The organism is Enterobacter cloacae complex sp. SHL021, from assembly GCF_049237765.1.
Lineage (GTDB): Bacteria > Pseudomonadota > Gammaproteobacteria > Enterobacterales > Enterobacteriaceae > Enterobacter > Enterobacter cloacae.
The window spans coordinates 88,661-109,534 of sequence record NZ_JBMKJG010000010.1 but is presented as its reverse complement, the minus strand read 5'-3'; the positions used below and the strand labels follow the sequence as shown (position 1 = coordinate 109,534).

At 51.1% G+C, this 20,874-nt stretch carries 18 protein-coding genes; 5 read left to right on the top strand and 13 right to left on the bottom strand.

The window, feature by feature from the left end; genetic code table 11:
* Together ACOTZF_RS12195 and rfaQ are read right to left on the bottom strand one after the other, a co-directional pair.
* Positions 1-1,128 (bottom strand): glycosyltransferase family 4 protein, encoded by a 1,128-nt coding sequence (locus ACOTZF_RS12195; protein WP_062857567.1) that lies wholly within the window; start codon positions 1,126-1,128, stop codon positions 1-3.
* On the bottom strand, positions 1,125-2,195 hold the full coding sequence (gene rfaQ, locus ACOTZF_RS12190; protein WP_072207952.1) for a putative lipopolysaccharide heptosyltransferase III: 1,071 nt from the start codon (positions 2,193-2,195) through the stop codon (positions 1,125-1,127). Before rfaQ ends, ACOTZF_RS12195 begins: the two co-directional genes overlap by 4 nt.
* A 150-nt stretch (positions 2,196-2,345) precedes the next feature.
* Here rfaQ and ACOTZF_RS12185 point away from each other — a divergent pair, with 150 nt between their 5' ends.
* Positions 2,346-3,302: a polysaccharide deacetylase family protein gene (locus tag ACOTZF_RS12185; RefSeq protein WP_038982558.1), complete on the top strand. Its 957-nt coding sequence runs from the start codon at positions 2,346-2,348 to the stop codon at positions 3,300-3,302.
* 23 nt (positions 3,303-3,325) lie between these two features.
* Here ACOTZF_RS12185 and ACOTZF_RS12180 read toward each other — a convergent pair whose 3' ends face one another.
* From ACOTZF_RS12180 to rfaD, 6 genes are read right to left on the bottom strand one after another with little or no spacing between them, the layout of a single operon-like run.
* Positions 3,326-4,537, bottom strand: coding sequence for an O-antigen ligase family protein (locus ACOTZF_RS12180; RefSeq protein ID WP_038982557.1), 1,212 nt, complete (start codon positions 4,535-4,537; stop codon positions 3,326-3,328).
* Positions 4,525-5,433: a glycosyltransferase family 2 protein gene (locus ACOTZF_RS12175; protein WP_038982556.1), complete on the bottom strand. Its 909-nt coding sequence runs from the start codon at positions 5,431-5,433 to the stop codon at positions 4,525-4,527. The genes ACOTZF_RS12180 and ACOTZF_RS12175 overlap by 13 nt, the downstream gene beginning before the upstream one ends.
* A gap of 6 nt (positions 5,434-5,439) precedes the next feature.
* On the bottom strand, positions 5,440-6,549 hold the full coding sequence (locus ACOTZF_RS12170; protein WP_038982555.1) for a glycosyltransferase family 9 protein: 1,110 nt from the start codon (positions 6,547-6,549) through the stop codon (positions 5,440-5,442).
* A gap of 3 nt (positions 6,550-6,552) precedes the next feature.
* A complete protein-coding gene (gene rfaC, locus ACOTZF_RS12165; RefSeq protein ID WP_029881900.1) occupies positions 6,553-7,536 on the bottom strand; it encodes a lipopolysaccharide heptosyltransferase RfaC in 984 nt (327 codons plus the stop codon).
* Between the two features lie 3 nt (positions 7,537-7,539).
* Positions 7,540-8,586, bottom strand: a complete 1,047-nt coding sequence (gene rfaF / locus ACOTZF_RS12160) for an ADP-heptose--LPS heptosyltransferase RfaF (RefSeq protein WP_129253091.1) — start codon at positions 8,584-8,586, stop codon at positions 7,540-7,542.
* Between the two features lie 2 nt (positions 8,587-8,588).
* Positions 8,589-9,521 (bottom strand): ADP-glyceromanno-heptose 6-epimerase, encoded by a 933-nt coding sequence (gene rfaD, locus ACOTZF_RS12155; RefSeq protein ID WP_013094908.1) that lies wholly within the window; start codon positions 9,519-9,521, stop codon positions 8,589-8,591.
* A 215-nt stretch (positions 9,522-9,736) separates the two neighbouring features.
* Here rfaD and kbl point away from each other — a divergent pair, with 215 nt between their 5' ends.
* The 3 genes from kbl (at position 9,737) to ACOTZF_RS12140 (ending at position 13,713) form a co-directional block, all read left to right on the top strand.
* On the top strand, positions 9,737-10,933 hold the full coding sequence (gene kbl, locus ACOTZF_RS12150; protein ID WP_013094909.1) for a glycine C-acetyltransferase: 1,197 nt from the start codon (positions 9,737-9,739) through the stop codon (positions 10,931-10,933).
* A gap of 9 nt (positions 10,934-10,942) precedes the next feature.
* Entirely contained in the window at positions 10,943-11,968 is a 1,026-nt protein-coding gene (tdh, locus tag ACOTZF_RS12145; protein ID WP_029881902.1) for an L-threonine 3-dehydrogenase, read from the top strand.
* A gap of 164 nt (positions 11,969-12,132) precedes the next feature.
* The gene (locus ACOTZF_RS12140; RefSeq protein WP_129253093.1) at positions 12,133-13,713 is read left to right on the top strand and encodes a phosphoethanolamine transferase; all 1,581 of its coding nucleotides are present in this window, start codon (positions 12,133-12,135) and stop codon (positions 13,711-13,713) included.
* A gap of 71 nt (positions 13,714-13,784) precedes the next feature.
* On the opposite strand, the gene ACOTZF_RS12135 is transcribed toward ACOTZF_RS12140, so the two are convergent.
* Together ACOTZF_RS12135 and ACOTZF_RS12130 are read right to left on the bottom strand one after the other, a co-directional pair.
* A complete protein-coding gene (locus ACOTZF_RS12135) occupies positions 13,785-14,699 on the bottom strand; it encodes a hypothetical protein (protein WP_038982551.1) in 915 nt (304 codons plus the stop codon).
* 15 nt (positions 14,700-14,714) lie between these two features.
* The gene (locus ACOTZF_RS12130; RefSeq protein ID WP_038982758.1) at positions 14,715-15,920 is read right to left on the bottom strand and encodes a glycosyltransferase; all 1,206 of its coding nucleotides are present in this window, start codon (positions 15,918-15,920) and stop codon (positions 14,715-14,717) included.
* A gap of 206 nt (positions 15,921-16,126) precedes the next feature.
* Here ACOTZF_RS12130 and ACOTZF_RS12125 point away from each other — a divergent pair, with 206 nt between their 5' ends.
* Positions 16,127-16,927, top strand: a complete 801-nt coding sequence (locus ACOTZF_RS12125) for a glycosyltransferase family 2 protein (protein ID WP_038982550.1) — start codon at positions 16,127-16,129, stop codon at positions 16,925-16,927.
* Between the two features lie 11 nt (positions 16,928-16,938).
* On the opposite strand, the gene ACOTZF_RS12120 is transcribed toward ACOTZF_RS12125, so the two are convergent.
* The 3 genes from ACOTZF_RS12120 to gpmM are packed head-to-tail and all read right to left on the bottom strand — an operon-like array spanning position 16,939 to position 20,712.
* Entirely contained in the window at positions 16,939-17,871 is a 933-nt protein-coding gene (locus ACOTZF_RS12120) for a divergent polysaccharide deacetylase family protein (protein ID WP_013094917.1), read from the bottom strand.
* 3 nt (positions 17,872-17,874) lie between these two features.
* Positions 17,875-19,134, bottom strand: a complete 1,260-nt coding sequence (gene envC, locus ACOTZF_RS12115; RefSeq protein WP_229283278.1) for a murein hydrolase activator EnvC — start codon at positions 19,132-19,134, stop codon at positions 17,875-17,877.
* Positions 19,135-19,167: 33 nt separating this feature from the next.
* On the bottom strand, positions 19,168-20,712 hold the full coding sequence (gene gpmM, locus ACOTZF_RS12110) for a 2,3-bisphosphoglycerate-independent phosphoglycerate mutase (protein WP_029881907.1): 1,545 nt from the start codon (positions 20,710-20,712) through the stop codon (positions 19,168-19,170).
* Positions 20,713-20,874 lie beyond the last annotated feature (162 nt).

Sequence of the window (20,874 nt, the reverse complement as noted above, 5' to 3'; positions counted from 1 at the left end):
TTAATCCAGTAATTTTTGATAAAGCGAAATAAGCTGACTTGACAGTTTTTCGGGGGTGGCGTCTTTTACACGTTCACGTGCCGCTCGTCCCATATCGTTATTTTTTTCCAGCGAAGGGGTGGCCGCTACCGCCTCCTTCAGGGTGCTGATATCAAGTGCGTCACAGTAAAATCCGTTCTGGCCTTGCTGAATAAATTCTGCCCCACCGCAACTCTCTGATGTAATGACCGGCAAACCGCAGGCCATCGCTTCAAGAATGACGTTAGGGAAAGGATCATACAGCGTTGGTAGCAGTAAACCATCAGATAGCTGATAAAATGGCAGCGTCTCTTTTTGCATCCCCAGAAAACGGATTTGCCCCTCGCAGCCTAATGAACGGGCGAGGTCGCGATAGCGACGTTCTGCTTTATCCTGCCCAACCACAATCAGCCATGCCGTAGTACCCGCAACGGCGCGTATAGCGCTGGCCAATCCTTTTCGTTCAAATCCTGACCCTACGAAGCAGAAAATGACGGCATCGGTCGGCAAACCAAACTGCTGACGCAATGCGATACGTTGTGCCTCTTCTGCCGGAACGAAACGGGTGGAGTCAATTGAATTATAAATCACATGTATTTTTTTTGCGTCAATATCAAAGTCTTCGACGATTTCACGCTTGATCATCTCCGCATTACAGATAACCGCCTTTAACTCCGGCGCCTGGTACATTTCACGTTCGGCATTCATCACATAGCGGTGATAGCGATCATGCATCAGCAGTTTTGCACGCCAGGCAGGCAGAATGCGTGCGCGCTGCAGGAGCCAGCGTCGGTGTACGCCATCGCCTGCACGATAAATGTCACAGCCCGGAATGCGCTCGTGGCTTTGCACAATATCAAACTGCTGCTGCTGCCAGAGCGCACGTGCGGCATGCGCAAACCCGCGCTCGCGGCTGATGCGGCCCCATTTGCGCGGATCGCAAATATGAATATGCCAGTCGTCCTGCTTCTCACCCTGCCACTCGCGCGTGATGACGTTGAGCTCGAGATTTTGGTTGCTCAGCGCGGTAAGGGCGCGAGACACGAAGCGTTCTGCCCCGCCATCCGGGCGATACTTTTGGCGAACAATCGCCAGGCGATGGTGTTTCATGACAGATATCTCCTTGCGGCGGAGACGACAGCATCAACGGGAATGGCGTCGAGATAGCGTTCTTTTGTTTTGGTATCAATGGCGTCTGGATCGGGCAGTGGGCCGTAATCACCTGCCCAGATGACTTCCCCATTAACCTGCCAGGGTGACCAGAAGGTGAGTTTTGATGGGCCAAACAATGCCACACAGGGGGTCTGAAGCGCAGCGGCCATATGCATCGGAACGGAGTCAACGCCAATAAAAAGAGACGCATGATCGATAAGCGAAGCCAGTTGACGCAACGTGAGTTGACCTGCCAGCGAGACGACCCCCGTATCTGGCGAGGCGGCGAGAATGCGATCGATCATCGCCAGCTCTTTTTTATCCGGCCCGGCGGTGAGGACGACAGTGTGGCCATCCTGCTGCAGCGCCGTGATGGTTTGCGCCATTTTGCCTTCGTCCCAGCATTTAAAGAACCAGCGCGACGTAGGCTGAATCACGATGTAGTTGTCTCCCACACCGTTTTGCATCAACTTTTGGTGGGCCTCGTGCCAGTCTTCAGCATGGTAGGCCATGGTCACGGCAGGTTGAGCGGTGACCGGTAATGGCGACAAAATAGAGAGGTTCTGTTCGACAGTGTGCAACGCGTTGTGCCCGGCCACAGAGACCAAATCGCTATGGCAAAACCGCCAGAATGCGTTGTTGCGCTTATTAAAAGCGAACCCGAGTCGTACCGGTGCGCCGGTGAAACGGGTAACGATAGCGCTGCGCCACTGATCGGCAAGATTAATCACCAGGTGATAATGCTGTTTCCTTAACGCACAGAGCAACTGCCACTCTTTTTGCAGATGTTTCAGCGTGCCCAGCTGCTTCCATTTACGGTCGATCCCGTAAACAGTACCGATCGCCGGGTGTGCGGCGAGCATATCGCGGGTTTCTTCATACAACAGCACATCAATCTGTGCCTGCGGCCATTTTTGACGTAACGAATCAATGACGGGAGTGGTCAGCAACATGTCGCCATGATGGCGGAGTTTGATAAGTAAAATGCGCAAATCAGGCGTGTCAGGTAAGTTATTCATCATCATCTTATTGGCGTTGTACTGTTGGCAATTCTAATAGACCTGATAGCGACTTGCACTCTTTCTCCATAATCTCAGGAAATTCCCTGGAAGGGTTTACTCATGCTTCGGTGAGTGCGTAACATAGCGCTAACTTTCCTGTCTTGCGGACTCATTATGAAAAAACCAGCGTTTATCATCACGATTGATACTGAAGGCGATAATCTCTGGCAAAATCACCGCGTCATTAAAACGGAGAATGCGCGCTATCTGGCGCGATTCCAGACGCTTTGTGAGCGTTTCGGTTTCAAACCCGTATGGCTGACAAATTATGAGATGGCGATTGAGCCGGTTTTCATTGAGTTTGCCAAAGATGTGATCGCCCGCGGTCAGGGTGAAGTCGGGATGCACCTTCACGCATGGAATAGCCCTCCTGAACACGATCTCACCGGAGATGACTGGCGCTGGCAGCCGTATTTGATTGAATTTTCAGATGAGGTGATGCGCGAGAAAGTGTTGTTCATGACCCGTCTGCTGGAAGAGACCTTCCAGACCAAAATGTTAAGCCATCGCGCCGGGCGCTGGGCATTTGATAGCCGTTACGCCAGACTGCTGATCGAACTGGGCTACCAGGTTGATTGCTCTGTTACGCCGCGCGTGAACTGGCGCAACGCGAAAGGCGCACCGCAGGGGAATGGCGGAACCAATTATCAGCTCTTTCCAGACCACGCCTACTTTATTGATACAGACGATATCTCACGAGCGGGCAATAGCCCTTTACTCGAAGTGCCGATGAGCATCCAGTATAAGCATCCGGCCTGGTTGAACACCGTCAAACAGGGCTACGATCGCCTGCGCGGTAAATATCGTTCACCGTCCGTAAACTGGTTGAGACCGTCCGGTGGTAATGCGTCGCAGATGATTCAGGTCGCACAGCAATGCCTGTCTCAGGGACATGACTACGTGGAGTTTATGCTGCATTCCTCTGAATTTATGCCGGGCGGAAGTCCTACGTTTAAAGATGAGGCGGCGATTGAAGGGTTGTATCAGGATCTGGAAGTGCTCTTTAGCTGGTTATCCGATAAGACGGTTGGGATGACGTTGGCGGAGTTTTATCAATACAAGAAAAATTAATGCCCGCATCGCGGGCATTATGATTATTGTCGCTTTGTTTGCGAAAACGAGGTGCTTAATGCAAAAAGTGTCATGAAGAAAATTAAGGCTTCTGAACTCAATAGCATCACATCTGTCAGTCCGTAGAGCAGTAAGAGAAGCATAGCCGTTAACAGCAGACCATTTCTGTTAGTCATGGCGTATACAATCATCGAAACGTAGAAAAAGAGTAAAACTGCCAGACCTGGGATCCCTTGCAGAGAGTATTTTTCAATAAATTCATTATGCAAATGAATTCGCATGTATCCAAGTGCAGCGGCAACATGCGCATGGCCCTCTTTTACATACTGTTTTGCCCAGATTTCCCTGCTTTCAATAGACTGTCCCAGAGGATGGGCAAGGCCAGTCATTATTCCCACATTCCACATAGAAAAACGCGCACCGAGGGATGTGGCATCGTGGCCTTTTTGATATTTGGTTATCTCATTTTGAGTTTGTTGAATTTTTGGTGAAATCAACGGCTTGTAACTGACGATAATGATACCCGCAACAATACATAAGAAAATCATCAGCGATTTTAGATGAATTTTTCTAAATTGATAAAGCGTGAGAACAATAGCCAGTATGAGGTAGAGTCCCATAGCAGCACGCGTGGCGGTCAATAAAATTACGAAGTAAGACAGCAACACAACGAAACCAGCCAGTAAGTACAGTTTCACATTTTGCTGAAGATACAAGCTATAAACGAACGCTAACGAAAGAACAGAGTAGATGTAAGCCGCAATTGTTGGCCGATTGATAGCCATCTCGACGCGATCAATACCTTGTATGGCCTGGAAAAGCCCATATCCTGTAGCCAGTACAAAGCCAACTGACGTAGCGATTAAGAAATATTTTTGGAAGTTCTGTTTCGTTACATGAGATTTAAAGCGATCCAGATAGAAGATCAAAAAACTTGCCAGTATTAATTTCTTACTTGCTCCAAGATAATCACTATACGCGTTTAACCCCTCATTATGGAATTCATAAGAGAAATACCAGATCAGGTTAAGGATCCCCACCAGAAGTACAGAATATGCGATGCTAAAAGGCCTCCAGGTGATTTTTTTATACTCAACGGCTAAGCCTAAAATACTGGCATAGATAGCAATATAGAAAAATTCTCTTTGTTTACCTGAACTAACCAGCACCAATGCTAAAGACACAAGGCTTAGCGTGAGCGTTAACTGATAAAGTCTTAACTTTACTTTTTCCATAATGCCTCAATAACCCTTTTTTTATAGCTGAAGCGAACATCGCTGGATAAGAAAAATGAGAGAGAATAAAGTGCTTTTACCCGTTGTTTAACGAGCTGGAAATGCTGGTCGGTCAGATGTTGCCGATGATTACTGTAAATATCAAACCAATGACAATTTATGAGATGTTGAAACGGCTGCGGGAATGTTTTTTCCATCAGCAATGTGCATTCCACAAGCGTCTTGATTTTGCTCGCGTCGAGTTTGCTCGACAAACTGTCGCTACGCTTGATGTAGTAATAGTGCCCGCGACGTTGATAGGCTATTTTACTCGATTGCATCAACATGCCAGGGAATACCGCAAAATCCTCATAACACACCATCGAAGGAATCGGATTACTTTCGTATAACTTGCGATGAATGAATTGACCAATGAGATGTGCCTGGAAATCTTTATGCAGCAGGAAACGTTTTATAGCCTCCCGTTGCGACAACGCAACGGGAGAAAATCCTTGCCAGTTGGGGGTGATTTTTTTGATATCACGAATTTCTAGCAGGCGCGTCAGCAGCATATCAGGACGCTCTGTCTTGAGGAATGCTACAGCGTCCCTGATGCTACCCGGTTTCAGTCGGTCATCACTATCCAGCATGGTAATGTAGTCACCTGATGCCAGAGAGAATGCGCTATTGCGAACAAGGCCTACATTACGAAACTGAACGTGCCGGGAGTGCACATTCGGAAACGCTGGCAACCACGTCTCAATAATATCTTGCGTGGAATCATCGGAGCTGTCGTTAAAGATAATTACCTCAACATCGTCGCCCGCATTATCGATGGCATCGTGCAGGCTTTCTAACGTTGTGTGAAGGGTATCTTCGGCGTTATGTGCAGCAATAATGATGCTTAGAAAAGCCATAAAAAATTAGTTTCCCAGGGCATCAAAGGTATATGGGGTTGCGGTAGCTTTTGGTAACGCGCAAATGAAACGTTTGAGTTCGTTTAAGGATTCGTCTGTTACAGCAAAGAGTTCTTCCCTGTCTTGCGAGAAATAGTATTTAGTCTCAAAAACATAAGAACAAATATTGTCGTCGTTACCTATCAGCATCACATTTCCAAGTGGGCGTTGTTCATAGTGGCAGCATGGGCCAAACAGCAGCACTACGGGTACATCTACTGCATCGGCAATATAGACATTGCCTGAATCAGACGCGATATAACAATCCATCCTGGAAATCGCCCACGGAAGATCTTCGAGAGGGATTTTGCCGATGAGGTTAACGACATTAGGAATGTCACCGTAAGCACGGGTGATATCGTCCAGCCACGACTGTTCATCAGGGGCGCCAAACACATAAAACTCGCAGGGCAGGTCGGCGAGACGATCAATAATTCGCTTCCAGATGACCGGCGGCACCGTTTTGGCTTTATTACCTGCGGCAATGCTGATGCCGATGCGGATCACATCAGGTTTGTCGAGAATTGCCGGGTAGGTCGCCGGTTTGAACAGCGGCTTTGTGGCGTGCTTGGGCGAGTCCTGCCACGTCAACGAACGGTCGGCCAGCTTCAGGTAATTGGTCACTGATAGCGTTTTTTTGCCGTGCTCAACGGTACCGTCGGCGGTGAGATAGAAAATCCCGTGATACCATCTGCGGGTGTAAATGCTTAAAAATTGTTTGTTTTTGGCATTACAGACGGCGGCAAAAAAGAGATTTACGCTGTTGGGTTGCAGAAGATAGACGTTGTCGTAGCGGTTCATGATGCGGCAGGCAAAGCTGAGCTTACGCCACAGGCTACGCTTATGCTGCTCGATAAAAAAAATCTCTTCGATCGTTTCGTCATGCTTCGCCAGCGCACCTACGCTGCGACTGATAAGCACATCACTTTTTTGCAGGTATGCCAGCAGGGGCGTCGCATTAACAAAATCACCGATTTTGGCTGTCTGAATGACCAGGTTTTTACCTGTATCTTTGCGGAACAGCTTCCGGATAAGCTTCACCGGAAGGAGTAAAATCAGCAGAAATACGTAACTCATTCGTTAGATATCCCTGTCGGAAAGCCAGTGGCTGTCCTGTAAAAATGAAAAAATGGCATCTGCGCTAATGTCCCTCGTTTGTTGAGTCGGGCTGACCATTTGATGCTGGTTTTTACCGTAACCCCCAATCAAACCGGGATCGGTCGGGCCAAAAATCGTGATATTTGGACGATCCAGCGCCGCGGTTAAATGGCTTAAACCCGTATCAACGGAAACGACAGCTTTAGCTCCGGCCAGCTCTGCAGCAACTTGCGCCAGCGTGAGTTTTGGTAAAACCTCGACGTGCGAAAAACCGGCTGCCAGACGTTCAGCACGCTGGCGCTCATGTTCAGCACCCCACGGCAGTTTAATATGGATGCCGGCAGGTTGCATTAGTTCAATGAGTCTTCGCCAGTGCGTTTCCGGCCAGTGCTTATCATCGCGCGTTGTGGCATGCAGGAAGACCAGCCAGGGCTGCGCAGGCTTCTCTGCATCACGCAGAAAATGCTGCGAAATCGCGTAATCACCCTGCGTTTCCGGCTTTGTGTAACCGAGGCTTTTTGCGAACAGCTCGCGGGTGCGTTCCACTGCGTGCTGCTGCTTTGCAATATGGTGACGACGGTTATAGAACAGGCTGGCGAGTGGTTCGCGGGCGGTTTGCCAGTCCATGCCGTGCTTTACACCGTGTGCCAGGCGCGTTACCAGCGCGGCGCTTTTGACCAGCCCCTGCGCGTCGATAATGGCGTCGTAACGCTGCGCCTGCACCGCATCGCGGAAGGCTTTGCGCTCGGCTTTAATCGGTGTGGAAAACCACGCTTTACGCCAGCGGCGGATGGCCACCGGGATCACGCGGTCGACCGCTTCGTGCCAGGTAGGGATCTGCGCGAAGCCTTCTTCCACCACCCAGTCAAAACGAATGCCAGGAATGGCCCGCATGGCGTCCGTCAGCGACGGAAGCGTATGCAGCACATCACCCATCGAAGAGGTTTTAACGATCAATACCCGCATTCGTTATCCTTCTTCGCTCAGCAGCAGTTCGTTGAGTTCTTCGAGAACGCGCTGCGGCGTGATGTCGATCAGGCTCTGGTGATAACCTTGCGCGGCATCGCCTTTACGCACCTTATGGTAACCCGTGATCAGACGAATAACGCGCGCCTTATTTGAGAGCGGCGGCGTAAAGTCCGGGCTACTTGGACCATACAACGCAACCAGCGGGCGGTTGAGCGCGGCGGCGACGTGCATCAGCCCGGAGTCGTTGGTGACTACGGCTTTACAGGCAGCAAGTAAAATCACCGCCTGCTCGAGCTGGGTTTCCCCGGCCAGGTTGCGGCACCAGGCCTGCTGTTCTGTGCTGAGGGCTGCAAGAATTTCGTTCCCCGCCTCGTGGTCTTTTGCCGAGCCGAACAGAACGATCTGATAACCTTCGTCAATCAACTGCTTTGCCAGCTCTGCGTAGTGATAGTGCGGCCAGCGTTTTGCCGGGCCGAATTCTGCGCCCGGGCAGAAGCCAATCATCGGCCGTTCAGAGGAAAGACCAAACGCGTTACAGGTCTGGGATTTTTCACCCTCGCTGACCTGTAGCTGTGGCCATCGCAGCGGCTGCGGCAGGTCTTTTGCGCTGCGCATCACGCCTTTGTCGTAGGCCAGCGCCACATAGCGCTCCACCATTAATGGCCAGGCCTCTTTATCCAGCACGCGTGCGTCATTCAGCAGACCGTAGCGCATCTCACCGCGCCAGCCGGTACGGTGCGGCACACCGGCGAAGAAGGGCACAAGCGCGGATTTAAACGAATTGGGTAACACGTAAGCGCGGTCATAACGCTTCTCGCGCAGACTGTGGCCGAGTTTACGACGTTCGCCAATTTCCAGCGCCCCGTGGCCGAGCGGCATTGGGATGGCTTCATTCACTTCCGGCATACGCGATAACAACGGACGGCACCATGCGGGTGCCATCACGTCGATTATCGCCTGGGGATAACGCGCCTTGAGCGTGCGATAGAGACTTTGCGACATCATCATGTCGCCCACCCATGACGGGCCGATCACCAGAATTCTCATACTTACGCGTCGCGGTTCAGCCAGGCCATATATTCCGTTACGCCTTCGGCAACGGTCTTGAACGGCTTGTCATAACCCGCTGCGCGCAGGTTGGTCAGATCGGCCTGGGTGAATGCCTGGTAGCGGCCTTTCAGTTTGTCCGGGAAAGGAATGTACTCAATGCTGCCTTTCTTGTGATACGCCAGCGTTGCGTCAGCCACGGCCTGGAAAGACTCCGCGCGGCCGGTGCCAAGGTTGAAAATACCGGATACCCCATTTTCCCAGAACCACAGGTTCACGGCGGCAACGTCGCCTACGTAGACGAAGTCACGCTTAAAGCCGTCGCTGCCTTCGAACAGTTTTGGACTTTCGCCGTTATTCAGTTGAGTGTTCAGATGGAACGCCACGCTCGCCATGCTGCCTTTGTGGCCTTCGCGCGGCCCGTAGACGTTGAAGTAGCGGAAACCAACGATTTGGGAGTTCGCTTCTGGCAACACCTGACGCACATATTCGTCGAAAAGGAACTTGGAGTAACCGTAAACGTTCAACGGCTGCTCATATTCGCGGGATTCAATGAAATCAGAGGTACGTCCGCCGTAGGTGGCCGCCGAAGAGGCATACAGGAACGGAATTTCACGCTCCAGACAGTAGTGAAGCAGCTCTTTAGAGTACTGATAGTTGTTGTCCATCATGTACTTGCCGTCCCACTCGGTGGTGGAGGAGCATGCCCCTTCGTGGAAGATGGCTTCGATCTCGCCGAACTCTTCACCTGCCATAATCTGGATAAGGAAGTCTTCTTTATCCATGTAGTCAGCGATGTTCAGATCCACCAGGTTGACGAACTTGGTGCCGTCTTTCAGGTTGTCAACCACCAGGATGTCGGTGATGCCTTTGTCATTGAGAGCTTTAACAATATTGCTGCCGATAAAGCCCGCGCCGCCGGTAACGATGATCATAACTGTAACCTTTGAAGTGTGGAGTCCGGGGACAATCCTGGACGCTAATGGTTCTATCATATCATTAGTATGGCTGCCCTTCAGCCATTCACCGACATAGCGCAAGGGTACACGTGATTTATGCTGCAAAAACGAGAAGAGATAATGTGTCATCTCGTCATGAACTATAGGTTTGGGTAATATGTGCCGAAATTTGCCGAGTCTGGAGAATTGCAATGCGTGGTGATTTTTACAAACAGTTAAACAGCGACCTTGAAACCGCGCGTGCGGAAGGGTTGTTTAAAGAAGAGCGTATTATCACGTCTGCTCAGCAGGCGGACATCACCGTTGCCGATGGCAGCCATGTGATCAACTTTTGTGCGAACAACTACCTGGGTCTTGCGAATCACCCTGAGCTGATTGCTGCGGCGAAAAGCGGTATGGATACCCACGGTTTTGGTATGGCCTCCGTACGCTTTATCTGCGGCACGCAGGACAGTCACAAGCAGCTTGAGAAAAAGCTGGCGAACTTCTTAGGCATGGAAGACGCAATTCTGTACTCCTCCTGCTTCGACGCCAACGGCGGTCTGTTTGAGACGCTGCTGGGTGCAGAAGATGCCATTATCTCCGACGCCCTTAACCACGCTTCCATCATTGATGGTGTGCGCCTGTGTAAAGCGAAGCGTTTCCGCTATGCCAACAACGATATGGTTGAACTGGAAGCACGCCTGAAAGAGGCGCGTGAAGCGGGTGCTCGCCATGTGCTCATCGCCACTGACGGCGTGTTCTCTATGGACGGCGTGATTGCCAACCTGAAGGGCGTGTGTGACCTGGCGGATAAATACGATGCGCTGGTGATGGTCGATGACTCGCACGCAGTCGGTTTTGTGGGTGAAAACGGCCGTGGCTCGCATGAATACTGTGACGTGATGGGCCGCGTGGACATCATCACCGGTACGCTGGGTAAAGCGCTTGGTGGCGCGTCTGGCGGTTATACCGCTGCGCGTAAAGAGGTGGTGGAGTGGCTGCGCCAGCGCTCCCGTCCGTACCTGTTCTCCAACTCCCTCGCGCCGGCCATTGTTGCCGCCTCCATCAAAGTGCTGGAGATGGTGGAATCCGGGGCTGAACTGCGCGACCGTCTGTGGTCCAACGCGCGCCTGTTCCGCGAAAAAATGAGTGCGGCAGGGTTTACCCTGGCCGGTGCTGACCACGCCATTATCCCGGTCATGCTGGGCGATGCCGTCGTGGCGCAGAACTTTGCCCGTGAGCTGCAAAAAGAAGGCATTTATGTGACTGGGTTCTTCTTCCCGGTCGTACCAAAAGGCCAGGCGCGTATCCGCACCCAGATGTCCGCGGCGCATTCGCCTGAACAAATTGAACGTGCGGTGGAAGCCTTTACCCGCATCGGTAAACAGCTGGGCGTAATTGCCTGAGGACGTGTGATGAAAGCGTTATCCAAACTGAAAGCGGAAGAAGGGATTTGGATGACCGACGTGCCGGAGCCGGAAGTCGGTCATAACGATCTGCTGATCAAAATTCGTAAAACCGCCATTTGCGGCACTGACGTTCATATCTACAACTGGGATCAGTGGTCGCAAAAAACCATTCCGGTACCCATGGTTGTCGGCCACGAATACGTTGGTGAAGTGGTTGGGATTGGTCAGGAAGTGAAAGGTTTTAACATTGGCGACCGCGTCTCCGGTGAAGGACACATCACCTGCGGCCACTGCCGTAACTGCCGCGGTGGGCGTACGCACCTGTGCCGTAATACTATTGGCGTGGGCGTGAACCGTCCGGGCTGCTTTGCCGAGTACCTGGTGATCCCGGCCTTTAACGCGTTCAAAATTCCGGACAACATTTCTGACGATCTGGCCTCGATCTTTGACCCGTTCGGCAACGCGGTACATACGGCGCTCTCTTTCGACCTGGTCGGCGAGGATGTGCTGGTCTCCGGTGCGGGCCCTATCGGGATTATGGCCGCAGCGGTGGCGAAGCACGTGGGTGCGCGTAATGTAGTGATTACCGACGTGAACGAATACCGTCTGTCGCTGGCCCGCAAGATGGGCGTCACCCGTGCGGTGGATGTCTCTAAAGAGAGCCTGGCCGATGTGATGGAAGAGCTGGGCATGACCGAAGGGTTTGACGTGGGTCTTGAGATGTCCGGCGCACCACCGGCGTTCCGTACTATGTTGGATACCATGAACCACGGCGGTCGTATTGCGATGCTGGGTATTCCGCCGTCGGATATGTCTATCGACTGGAATAAAGTTATCTTCAAAGGGCTGTTCATTAAAGGCATCTATGGCCGTGAAATGTTCGAAACCTGGTATAAGATGGCGGCATTAATTCAGTCTGGCCTGGATCTGTCCCCGATTATTACACATCGTTTCTCCGTTGATGATTTCCAGAAAGGCTTTGACGCGATGCGTTCGGGCCAGTCCGGGAAAGTTATTTTGAGCTGGGATTAAACCTGCCAGCTGGCACCCGTATAAACGGGTGCCAGTGCTAATTATGGTAGTTTGACTTTTCGAAATTTTCTTGTTACTTTTCAATAAAATACCAATCTTTCTTCTCCACGCGTTTATTAATAATAATTACGTCAGGAAGACACTGTCAGGCTTGTCAAAACATTATGTCTACGCACCTTTCGCTGAAGCTGGTTGATACAACTTCACGGTTTACCTCTTTTTTAAATCTGGCGATTTCTCTTTTAATACTTATGGCTGTAAATATTTTACATGCCCGATATAATTTGGTAATTAACAGATCGTTTGTTTTTTTATTGATGTTGTTGATGCTCAAGTGCATAGACAATAAATTAATACGCAATGTACTGGCGATTGTACTTCTCATTCCAGTTGCGGCAGATATTTCTCTCCAGCTATATGCATGGAGAAATTTCGATTCTGCGTTTAGTTATGGGTTTGCAATGAGCATAATCCACACCACACCGGATGAAGCAAGTTCAATGCTCAGCGTGTACTGGCGTGAATGCATTATTTTTATCACACTCTCTGCTTTTTTTATTTATACCGCAAATACGGGTGCATGGCCCGTTGCACCGCGATTTCGTCGCTGGCCTGCCATTGTGCTTGGCGTGACGTTGTTGGCTTTCTATGGTCAGGCACTACAACACCAGCTCAGGAAAAGCAGCGTCGAAAGTCTGGCGCAGCGCGTGGTTCAGGCGACACCAGTCAGTACGGCAAAAGTTTTCATGCAGGCTATTGAAGATAACGCGGTCATTGCCAATATCGGTAACAACATTCCTGATTACAAGCTCACGCTTTCGGATACCGGTATTGAGAACTACGTGCTGGTTATCGGTGAGTCTGAGCGAGCGGCGAATATGGGCATCTACGGTTATCAACGAGATACTACACCAGAGCTGGAAAAGCAGAAATCGCAGCTCTTGCTGTTCCGTAATGCTGTAGCGCCAGCGCCGGTTACGATTATGGCCGTTCCGTTGGCCATGACCGCTGATAAAGTGAATATTCGCGATCCGAAAAAATATGGTGATAATGTTATTAATATTGCCAATAAAGCGGGCTATGAAACTTATTGGTTTAGTCATCAGGGTAAAGGCGGGGCGCATAACAACGTCATCACCGGGATTGCGATGAATACGAAACAGCATAAATGGCTCGAAGGCGGTTACGATGAAGATCTTCTACCTCTGCTGCAGAATGCATTAAAAGCCCCGGGTAAAAAAGTGATCGTCTTGCATTTATACGGCAGCCATGAACCATCCTGTACGCGCTTTCCGGCAAACCAGGCGGTGTTACATGGTAGTAATGAGGCGGATGACTGTTATGACAACTCGGTACGGTATACAGACACATTGATGGGCAAGATGTTTAGCATGCTGGCCAACTCGCCTTCTTCGGTTATGTATTTTTCCGATCATGGTTTGATTCGTGATCCGCAACGCGCTGTCGTTTATTCTCACGGAAACGTGAACCCTCCACGAGAGGCTCTGCACATCCCTGTGTTTATCTGGTATGGGCAACAGGTTGATAAAGCCAGGCAATACACAGGAGACTATTACACCGTCTGGTCTGCTGATGATGTGAACACGCTTGCTGAATTGTGGTTGGGGATCCATCGTCAGGGTCAACCTGTCCAGTCGGTACACTCATGGCTTGCCGGTTACGATAAGAATGTCTCAGTACTGGATACCACAGGTAAGACCTATTACTGGAGTAATATACGTTAGCCCGGACGTGTGATATCTACTGCACATCAAGGTGACGTAAAATAATAAAAGGGGCTTGAGGCCCCTTTTATTTACTGGTTCTTTTTCTCTTCGTCAGTCAAATACCGCACTTTGCGGGTATAATCTTGACCTTTGAACAGTAATTTATTATCTGCTGACTTTATATATTTCTGCCATTCGGAGAGAGGGAAACCGCCATGAGCACCAATCACCTCTTTTGGAATTACGGCTTCCTGTCCGCCAATTTTTTTTGAAACAGGCCAGTTTACCCAGTCCCCCAGGTTGACGGTTTTTAAATCCAGCATGTCCAGTAGGGCAGTGAGCGGCAACTGGTCAGTTGGGGGCTGACTGTCGTCCATGAGTTCCCAGGTATCCTGAAATAGCGCCAGCCACAATGGGCAAATACGACGCCAGGTCTTTTTGGTAGCCGCAAGGAAGGCACTGTTAACATGGTCAACCAGATACGGCCGTACCATATCTTTATAATACGCTGGCACTTTTTCAACCGGTGCACCGTCCAGTTTGGCAATCATTTTCCCCTGGCGGAAGCTTGAGTAAAGGTGCATATCCGCGATTTTAATCTCGGGCATTTTTAGCAGATTGAGGTCGGAATCGATCATCAATACACCTTCACCGCGCGCCTGTAGCGGGGCGTTAAGTTTCATCAGGCGGCTGAGGTAGATCTGCTTATAACGATAATTTTCCTCACGGACCGGAAGGCTAAGCGTCACTACGCGGGTTTTAGGCGGCAATGTACCAAAGGCTGACTCTGGCTGATCGCTGACGATGACTATTTCGCTAATCCCGGTGGCATAGCGCTCCGCGAAAGTGGCAGAGAGTAATGCTTCTTCGACGAAATCTGCACCGGTACAGGGAATGACAATTGAATCAACCGTAGCCAATTCGCCCGTCAGGTGAAGAGAACTGTAAGGAATATTGTGCCGCCCGGTGATATGACGATAGCGAGCGTTAAGAAATTTAAACATATTTATCTCGTTAGTTTATTGCGCGCCAAGCACGGCTTCGACACCGCTGACATACTTTTCAATGGCATAGTTACGACAAACATTTTGCCAGGCCGCTGCAGCCAGTCGAGCCCGCAGGTCAGCATCCGTCCAGATACTATCCAGATGTTGCGCTAGTTGTGAAACATCGCTCCAGGGGAAAAGCAACCCGGTAGAGGCATGGTCAATGAGTTCACCTGTGCCGGTCACCTGGGATCCAATAACGGGGATATTAAGTAGCATCGCTTCCAGCACTACGCGAGGAAGGCCTTCACTTTTAGAGGCGAGGATAAATGCGTCAAACGTGGCGAGGTAATCAAAAGGGGTATTCTGAAAACCTGTGAAGATCACGTGACTTGCAATACCCTGGTTTTGGGCCTGTGCTGCTAACGCATCACGCTCAGGGCCTTCACCGACCAGCACCATTTTCCACTTCGCTTCAGGATGCTTCAGACTGAACTGCGCCAGTGCTTCAAGCGTATGGTGGTTAGCTTTACGTGGGATCAATGAGCCAATGCTGCCAAACACAAAGGTCTCGTCATCTATGCCCAGTCGCTGACGCATTGCGCCGCGATCCGGTAAAGGCTGGTGAATGTCGATGGCATTGTTAACGGTCGTACACAGATCGGGTCGGATACCATGCTGCAGCAGCACCTGTTCAACGCCATGCGAGACCGCGATGATCTTTGTGGCATGCGCATTGACCAGTTTCACCAGTGGTGGGGACAGAACAGGTTCAATACGGCAGTGCTGAATTAATCGCGCCTGTAGTTTCGCCGCCGCGAGATAACCTTCCTCGTTCGAGCCAGGTTGGTTATTCATATAGAGCGTATCAAAACCACCATGCGAGAAAAGCGTTTCGATTTTGCTGACATTGGGCCTGATACGCCACAGGGTATCGACGTGCCGCGTAAACGCTTTGCGGGCATTGCGCGAGAAAAACAGCAGACCACGTCCTGCTTCTTTCAACAATTTTGCCCATGCTGGTTGCTTATGTTGAGGAATGACGATCAGCGGGATCCCAATGCTGTTTAGCACCTGGCCTATGGTTTGACCACCAGCACGACTATAATCGTTGTAAAAACAACAAGTAATGTCGAATTTGTCGCGATCAATTCGCTTCAGAAGCTCAAGCATACTGTTGGTGCCTCCCCCCCATTCTTTGCCTGTGTCCAGGAGGAGGATTTTACGTTTTTGCGGCATGTCTGAATCCATGTGCTACCCTTGATCTGACCGCATTATAAAGAATCTGCTGAAATAAAATAGATTTTTCTATTGTGATAGTTTTTTCTGTAAGATAAATTTTCAAACACGATTATTTTAAAAGTGTGATTTAAGACTTTAATCGTCTCTTCTCATTTAGATAGTATTAATGAAAAAATTTATGCTGTTATTGAGTGAGTGGAAAAATGTTTAAAATAACGGTCTGCTTATTAACTTTCAACTCAGAAAGGTTGTTACGTGACGTAATTCCGCCTCTTTTAAAAATAGCGGATGAAATCATCATTGTTGATTCCGGAAGCACAGATAATACACTACATATTTGCCAGAGTTATGGTTTGTCGCCGGTATACAAAAAATATGGCTGGCATGGCGAGCAGATGAACCATGCCGTGTCATTAGCGAGTCATGACTGGGTCCTGTGCATCGACAGTGATGAAATTCTCGATTCAGACACTGTTGATGCTATTTTAAAATTAAAAAGGAGTGACGAACCCGATCCTGTAATGGCATGGCGGATATGTCGTCACTGGTATGTTTTGGGCGAAAAAGTCCGAACATTATATCCTGTCTCTTCTCCTGATTTCCCGGTACGACTTTTTAACCGTAAGCAGGCACGATTTAATAACAGACCCGTAGACGATAAGGTAGAAGGTTTTCGCCACTCTGAACGCATTCCCGGTTATGTCAGACATGATACATTTCACACATTGCATGAACTTTTTAGCAAATTGAATGGTTATACAACCCGCCTGGTTCAATATCAAACGATACGCCCCTCTATCGGTCGAGGTGTGATCAGCGCCATCGGCGCCTTTTTCAAATGGTATCTGTTCAGTGGTGCCTGGCGTCAGGGCAGAGTGGGGGCAGCAACAGGCTTGTATGCCACGGCCTACAGTTTTTTGAAGTATTTCAAAGCCTGGTATCAATATCAGGAAAGAAAAGAGCCCGTTACAAAAGAGCAAACGGACTCTCACATTACAGAATAAGCGTGAGCCGATCAGGCTTTCTTACCCCAGCCCTGCCACTGATGTTGAAAATATTGCACCAGCGTACTCTGGCTCATGCTTTCACCAATCACAGAGAAGAACCGGGTCGCATAAACCGGTTCAGGGGCATGTTTCGGCACACAGCGTTTTACGCCGCGGAACGGGTTACGCGGCGTTGATGACCCTGGTTTACCCTGGTTCGGCGTCGACGTATCAACCTGTGGTTCGTTCAGGAGATCGCTCGGGCGGACCAGCGTGATATCCGAAGGCAAGGTCGGTAGCATTTGCTGCAGGACGCGAACGGTCGACGGATGCGGGTGGCCGATGGCAATCGCGGAGCCATTGCGGCGGGCCAGCTGCACAGCGCGATTAAACTGCACGCGAATGTCTGCTTCGTTCTGCGTATCGTCAAGGAACACCTTGCGCTTAATCACCTTCACCCCCGTTCCCTGCGCGGCACGCATCGCCTGACTGTTGCCGATGGTCATGCTGTCGAGGAAGTAGAGGTTGTAACGCTCCAGCGCCTGCATCACTTTGAGCATCCCGTACAGGCTGGATGTCATCGCGCTGCCCATATGGTTGTTTAACCCCACGGCATACGGAACTTTGTTGTAAGCGTCGCGGATAATGCGATCGATCTCATCGCTGCTCATCTCAGGGCGCAGAGTATCTTTTTCCAGCGGTTGTTTGCTGATGGGGGCCATCGGCAGATGGATCAAAACCTGGTGGCCGCTGTTGTGGGCCTTGGTCGCCATCTCACGCGCATGTGGCGCATTCGGGAGGACGGCGACAGAAATGGCTGCCGGCATCGCCAGCACCTGATTTTCATAGTGCGGACGATAACCGAAGTCATCAATCACAATGGCGAGTTTACCGGCGTATACCGGTGCGACCAGCGCCAGTGCGCTGGCGACGGAGAGAACAATTCGACGAAATTGAAGCAAAACTTATCTTCCCAACCACGGCTGTGGATTGACCGCCTGACCCTGGCGACGAATTTCGAAATAGAGTGACGGGCGGCCCTGACCGCCACTGCTGCCCACAAGGGCGATGGGTTGACCCGCGCGCACCTGAGTGCCAACGCTGACCAGTGCGCTCTGGTTGTAACCGTAGAGGCTCATGTCGCCTTTACCGTGCTCAACCACCACCACAAGCCCGTAACCCTGCAGCCAGTCGGCCAGGATCACGCGGCCATCGGCGATGGCTTTCACTTCGCTACCTTCAGACGCACCGATAACTATCCCTTTCCAACGTAGTTCACCCTGCAGCTGTTCGCCATAACGATGCAGAATTGTACCGCGAACGGGCCAGTAAGCCTGACCGCGAGGGGAGCCCAGGCCACCGGTTCGTGACATCAATGAGCGTTCGCTTTCGCTTGGTTTATAGGTTGTGCCTTTACGGGAGGCTTCCTGCTGCTTATCGCGAACGGCCTGCGCCTCGCGAGCCTCTTTTTCGGCGCGGGCTTTTGCCGCGGCTTCCGCTCGGGCGATGCTATTACGCAGCTTCGATTCGTTGGCGCGCATTTCGCTCAACTGGCTCTGACCAGCCTGAATGGAGGATTCAAGCCCGGAAAGGGTTTTCTTACGTTCGTTGCGAGCCTGCTCGAGCTTTGCCTGCTGGGCCTGCTGTTCGTAGAGCAGCGTCTGCTGCTGGCTCTGCTTCTCTTCCAGCTCGGCTTTTTGCGTGGTGACCTCTTCGCGCGTCTGTTTTAGCTGCGCGATAGTCTCCTGACGCGCCTGGTTCAGATAGCCGAAATAGGCCTGCAGGCGCTGACCGCGCTGGCTCTCTTCACCGCTGAGGATCAGCTGAAGGCCGGTGTGTTCACCCTGGCGGAATGCGGCATCAAGCTGTGCCGCAAGATTACGTTCCTGCGCATCGCGCTGACGTTCCAGTTTGGCAATCGACGCGTTCATCTCGTCGATCTGTTTATTCAACTGGGAGAGGGTGTTTTGTGTTTCGCGGAGCTTACGTGCGGCGGCGGAGATCGCCTCTTCCTGCTGCTTAAGCTGAGCAAGCAGCGACGCGCGTTGCTGTTGCTGCTGACGTACCGCACGCTCTTTGGCGGCGATATCGGCCTGAATGGATTTCAGCTGAGCGCGATCGTCCGCGTGGGCGGATGCGGCGCACAGCAATACGCCAGCGCTGAGTGCGCTGGCGTAAAACAGAGGTCTGACTGATAACCTAAGCGGTTTCACGACCCATGTGATTGAAAAAATCGCCTTTCCCCTCATGGGGAGCGATTATTCCACGATGAACAGCGGCTTACCAGTCATCTCTTCAGGGATCGGCATACCCATCAGCGACAGCATGGTTGGCGCGATGTCAGAAAGCTTGCCGCCTTCCACTGCTTTCAGTGCTTTATCACCTACATAAATCAGCGGAACCGGCAGGTTGGTGTGGGCGGTATGCGCCTGTCCGGTTGCCGGGTCGCGCATCTGCTCTGCGTTACCGTGGTCAGCGGTAATCAGCAGCTGGCCGCCAACGGATTCAACCGCTTTGGCAACCTGCTCAACGCAGTGATCCAGCGCTTCAACCGCTTTAATAGCCGCTTCCATCACCCCGGTATGACCCACCATGTCACCGTTCGGATAGTTACAGATGATGGTGTCGTATTTACCGCTAACGATCGCCGCAACCAGTTTTTCGGTCAATTCCGCAGAGCTCATCTCTGGCTGCAGGTCATAGGTAGCGACTTTTGGTGAATTAATCAGAATGCGATCTTCGCCTTTGAACGGCTCTTCTACACCGCCGTTAAAGAAGAAGGTGACGTGGGCATATTTCTCGGTTTCGGAGATACGCAACTGCGTCTTATCGTTTTTCGCCATCCACTCACCGAAGGTATTGGCCAGTGAAGCTGGTGGGTAAGCGCATGGGGCGTCGATGTCAGCGGCGTATTCGGTCAACTGGATGAAGTTGATGTTCACCGCTTTCTTACGGGCGAAACCGTCGAAATCGCTGTTAACGAATGCGCGGGTGATTTCACGCGCACGGTCAGCACGGAAGTTCATGAAGATCAGCGCGTCGCCATCTTCCATGGCGGCATCAGCCTGGCCTTCTGCGCGAATGACGGTCGCTTTCACGAATTCGTCGTTTTCATCGCGCGCGTACGCGGCTTCAAGGCCCTCAACGGCAGTCGCAAACTGGAACTCGCCTTTTGCCAGCGTCATCAGGTCATAGGCCTGTTCCACACGATCCCAGCGATTATCGCGATCCATGGCGTAGTAGCGGCCAATAATAGATGCCACGCGGCCTTTGCCCAGTGCGGCAAATTTCTCTTCGAAGGCTTCCAGCGAACCTTTAGCGCTACGCGGTGGCGTATCGCGGCCATCCAGGAACGCGTGCAGGTAGATTTTTTCCGCACCGCGCTCAGCGGCCAGTTCAACCATCGCCATAATATGATCTTCATGGCTATGAACGCCGCCGGCAGACAGCAGACCCATGATATGCACGGCTTTGCCTGCGGCAACGGCTTTATCCACCGCACCACACAGCACAGGGTTGGCGAAGAAGGTGCGTTCTTTGATTTCAACATCCAGACGCGTCAGATCCTGATAGACAATGCGCCCGGCGCCCAGGTTGACGTGACCGACTTCAGAGTTACCCATCTGACGGTCCGGCAGACCCACTTCCAGGCCGGATGCGTCAATCAGAGTGTGGGGACGTTTCGCCCACAGCGCATCCATGACCGGGGTTTTAGCGTTGAAAATGGCGTTATCCTGTTGATCTTCACGGTAGCCATAGCCATCCAGAATCACCAGTACCATAGGTTTTTTAGAAACCGACATTGCGACAACCTCATGCTCAAGAGTCAAAAATTTGCGTAATTTTACTACAGCTGAATCGTTCAAATAGCCGCAGAAGATCAAAGAAAGGGCAGGGGCAAGATGCTTCTCCGACCATTTTGAGGCATTTTTTTAGGTGGCATGCCGCAGAAAATGGATTAGCTT

Coding starts and splice junctions, on each gene's coding strand:
- ACOTZF_RS12195 (WP_062857567.1), bottom strand. CDS start 1,128: ATGAAACACCATCGCCTGGCGATTGTTCGCCAAAAGTATCGCCCGGAT.
- rfaQ (WP_072207952.1), bottom strand. CDS start 2,195: ATGATGATGAATAACTTACCTGACACGCCTGATTTGCGCATTTTACTT.
- ACOTZF_RS12185 (WP_038982558.1), top strand. CDS start 2,346: ATGAAAAAACCAGCGTTTATCATCACGATTGATACTGAAGGCGATAAT.
- ACOTZF_RS12180 (WP_038982557.1), bottom strand. CDS start 4,537: ATGGAAAAAGTAAAGTTAAGACTTTATCAGTTAACGCTCACGCTAAGC.
- ACOTZF_RS12175 (WP_038982556.1), bottom strand. CDS start 5,433: ATGGCTTTTCTAAGCATCATTATTGCTGCACATAACGCCGAAGATACC.
- ACOTZF_RS12170 (WP_038982555.1), bottom strand. CDS start 6,549: ATGAGTTACGTATTTCTGCTGATTTTACTCCTTCCGGTGAAGCTTATC.
- rfaC (WP_029881900.1), bottom strand. CDS start 7,536: ATGCGGGTATTGATCGTTAAAACCTCTTCGATGGGTGATGTGCTGCAT.
- rfaF (WP_129253091.1), bottom strand. CDS start 8,586: ATGAGAATTCTGGTGATCGGCCCGTCATGGGTGGGCGACATGATGATG.
- rfaD (WP_013094908.1), bottom strand. CDS start 9,521: ATGATCATCGTTACCGGCGGCGCGGGCTTTATCGGCAGCAATATTGTT.
- kbl (WP_013094909.1), top strand. CDS start 9,737: ATGCGTGGTGATTTTTACAAACAGTTAAACAGCGACCTTGAAACCGCG.
- tdh (WP_029881902.1), top strand. CDS start 10,943: ATGAAAGCGTTATCCAAACTGAAAGCGGAAGAAGGGATTTGGATGACC.
- ACOTZF_RS12140 (WP_129253093.1), top strand. CDS start 12,133: ATGTCTACGCACCTTTCGCTGAAGCTGGTTGATACAACTTCACGGTTT.
- ACOTZF_RS12135 (WP_038982551.1), bottom strand. CDS start 14,699: ATGTTTAAATTTCTTAACGCTCGCTATCGTCATATCACCGGGCGGCAC.
- ACOTZF_RS12130 (WP_038982758.1), bottom strand. CDS start 15,920: ATGCCGCAAAAACGTAAAATCCTCCTCCTGGACACAGGCAAAGAATGG.
- ACOTZF_RS12125 (WP_038982550.1), top strand. CDS start 16,127: ATGTTTAAAATAACGGTCTGCTTATTAACTTTCAACTCAGAAAGGTTG.
- gpmM (WP_029881907.1), bottom strand. CDS start 20,712: ATGTCGGTTTCTAAAAAACCTATGGTACTGGTGATTCTGGATGGCTAT.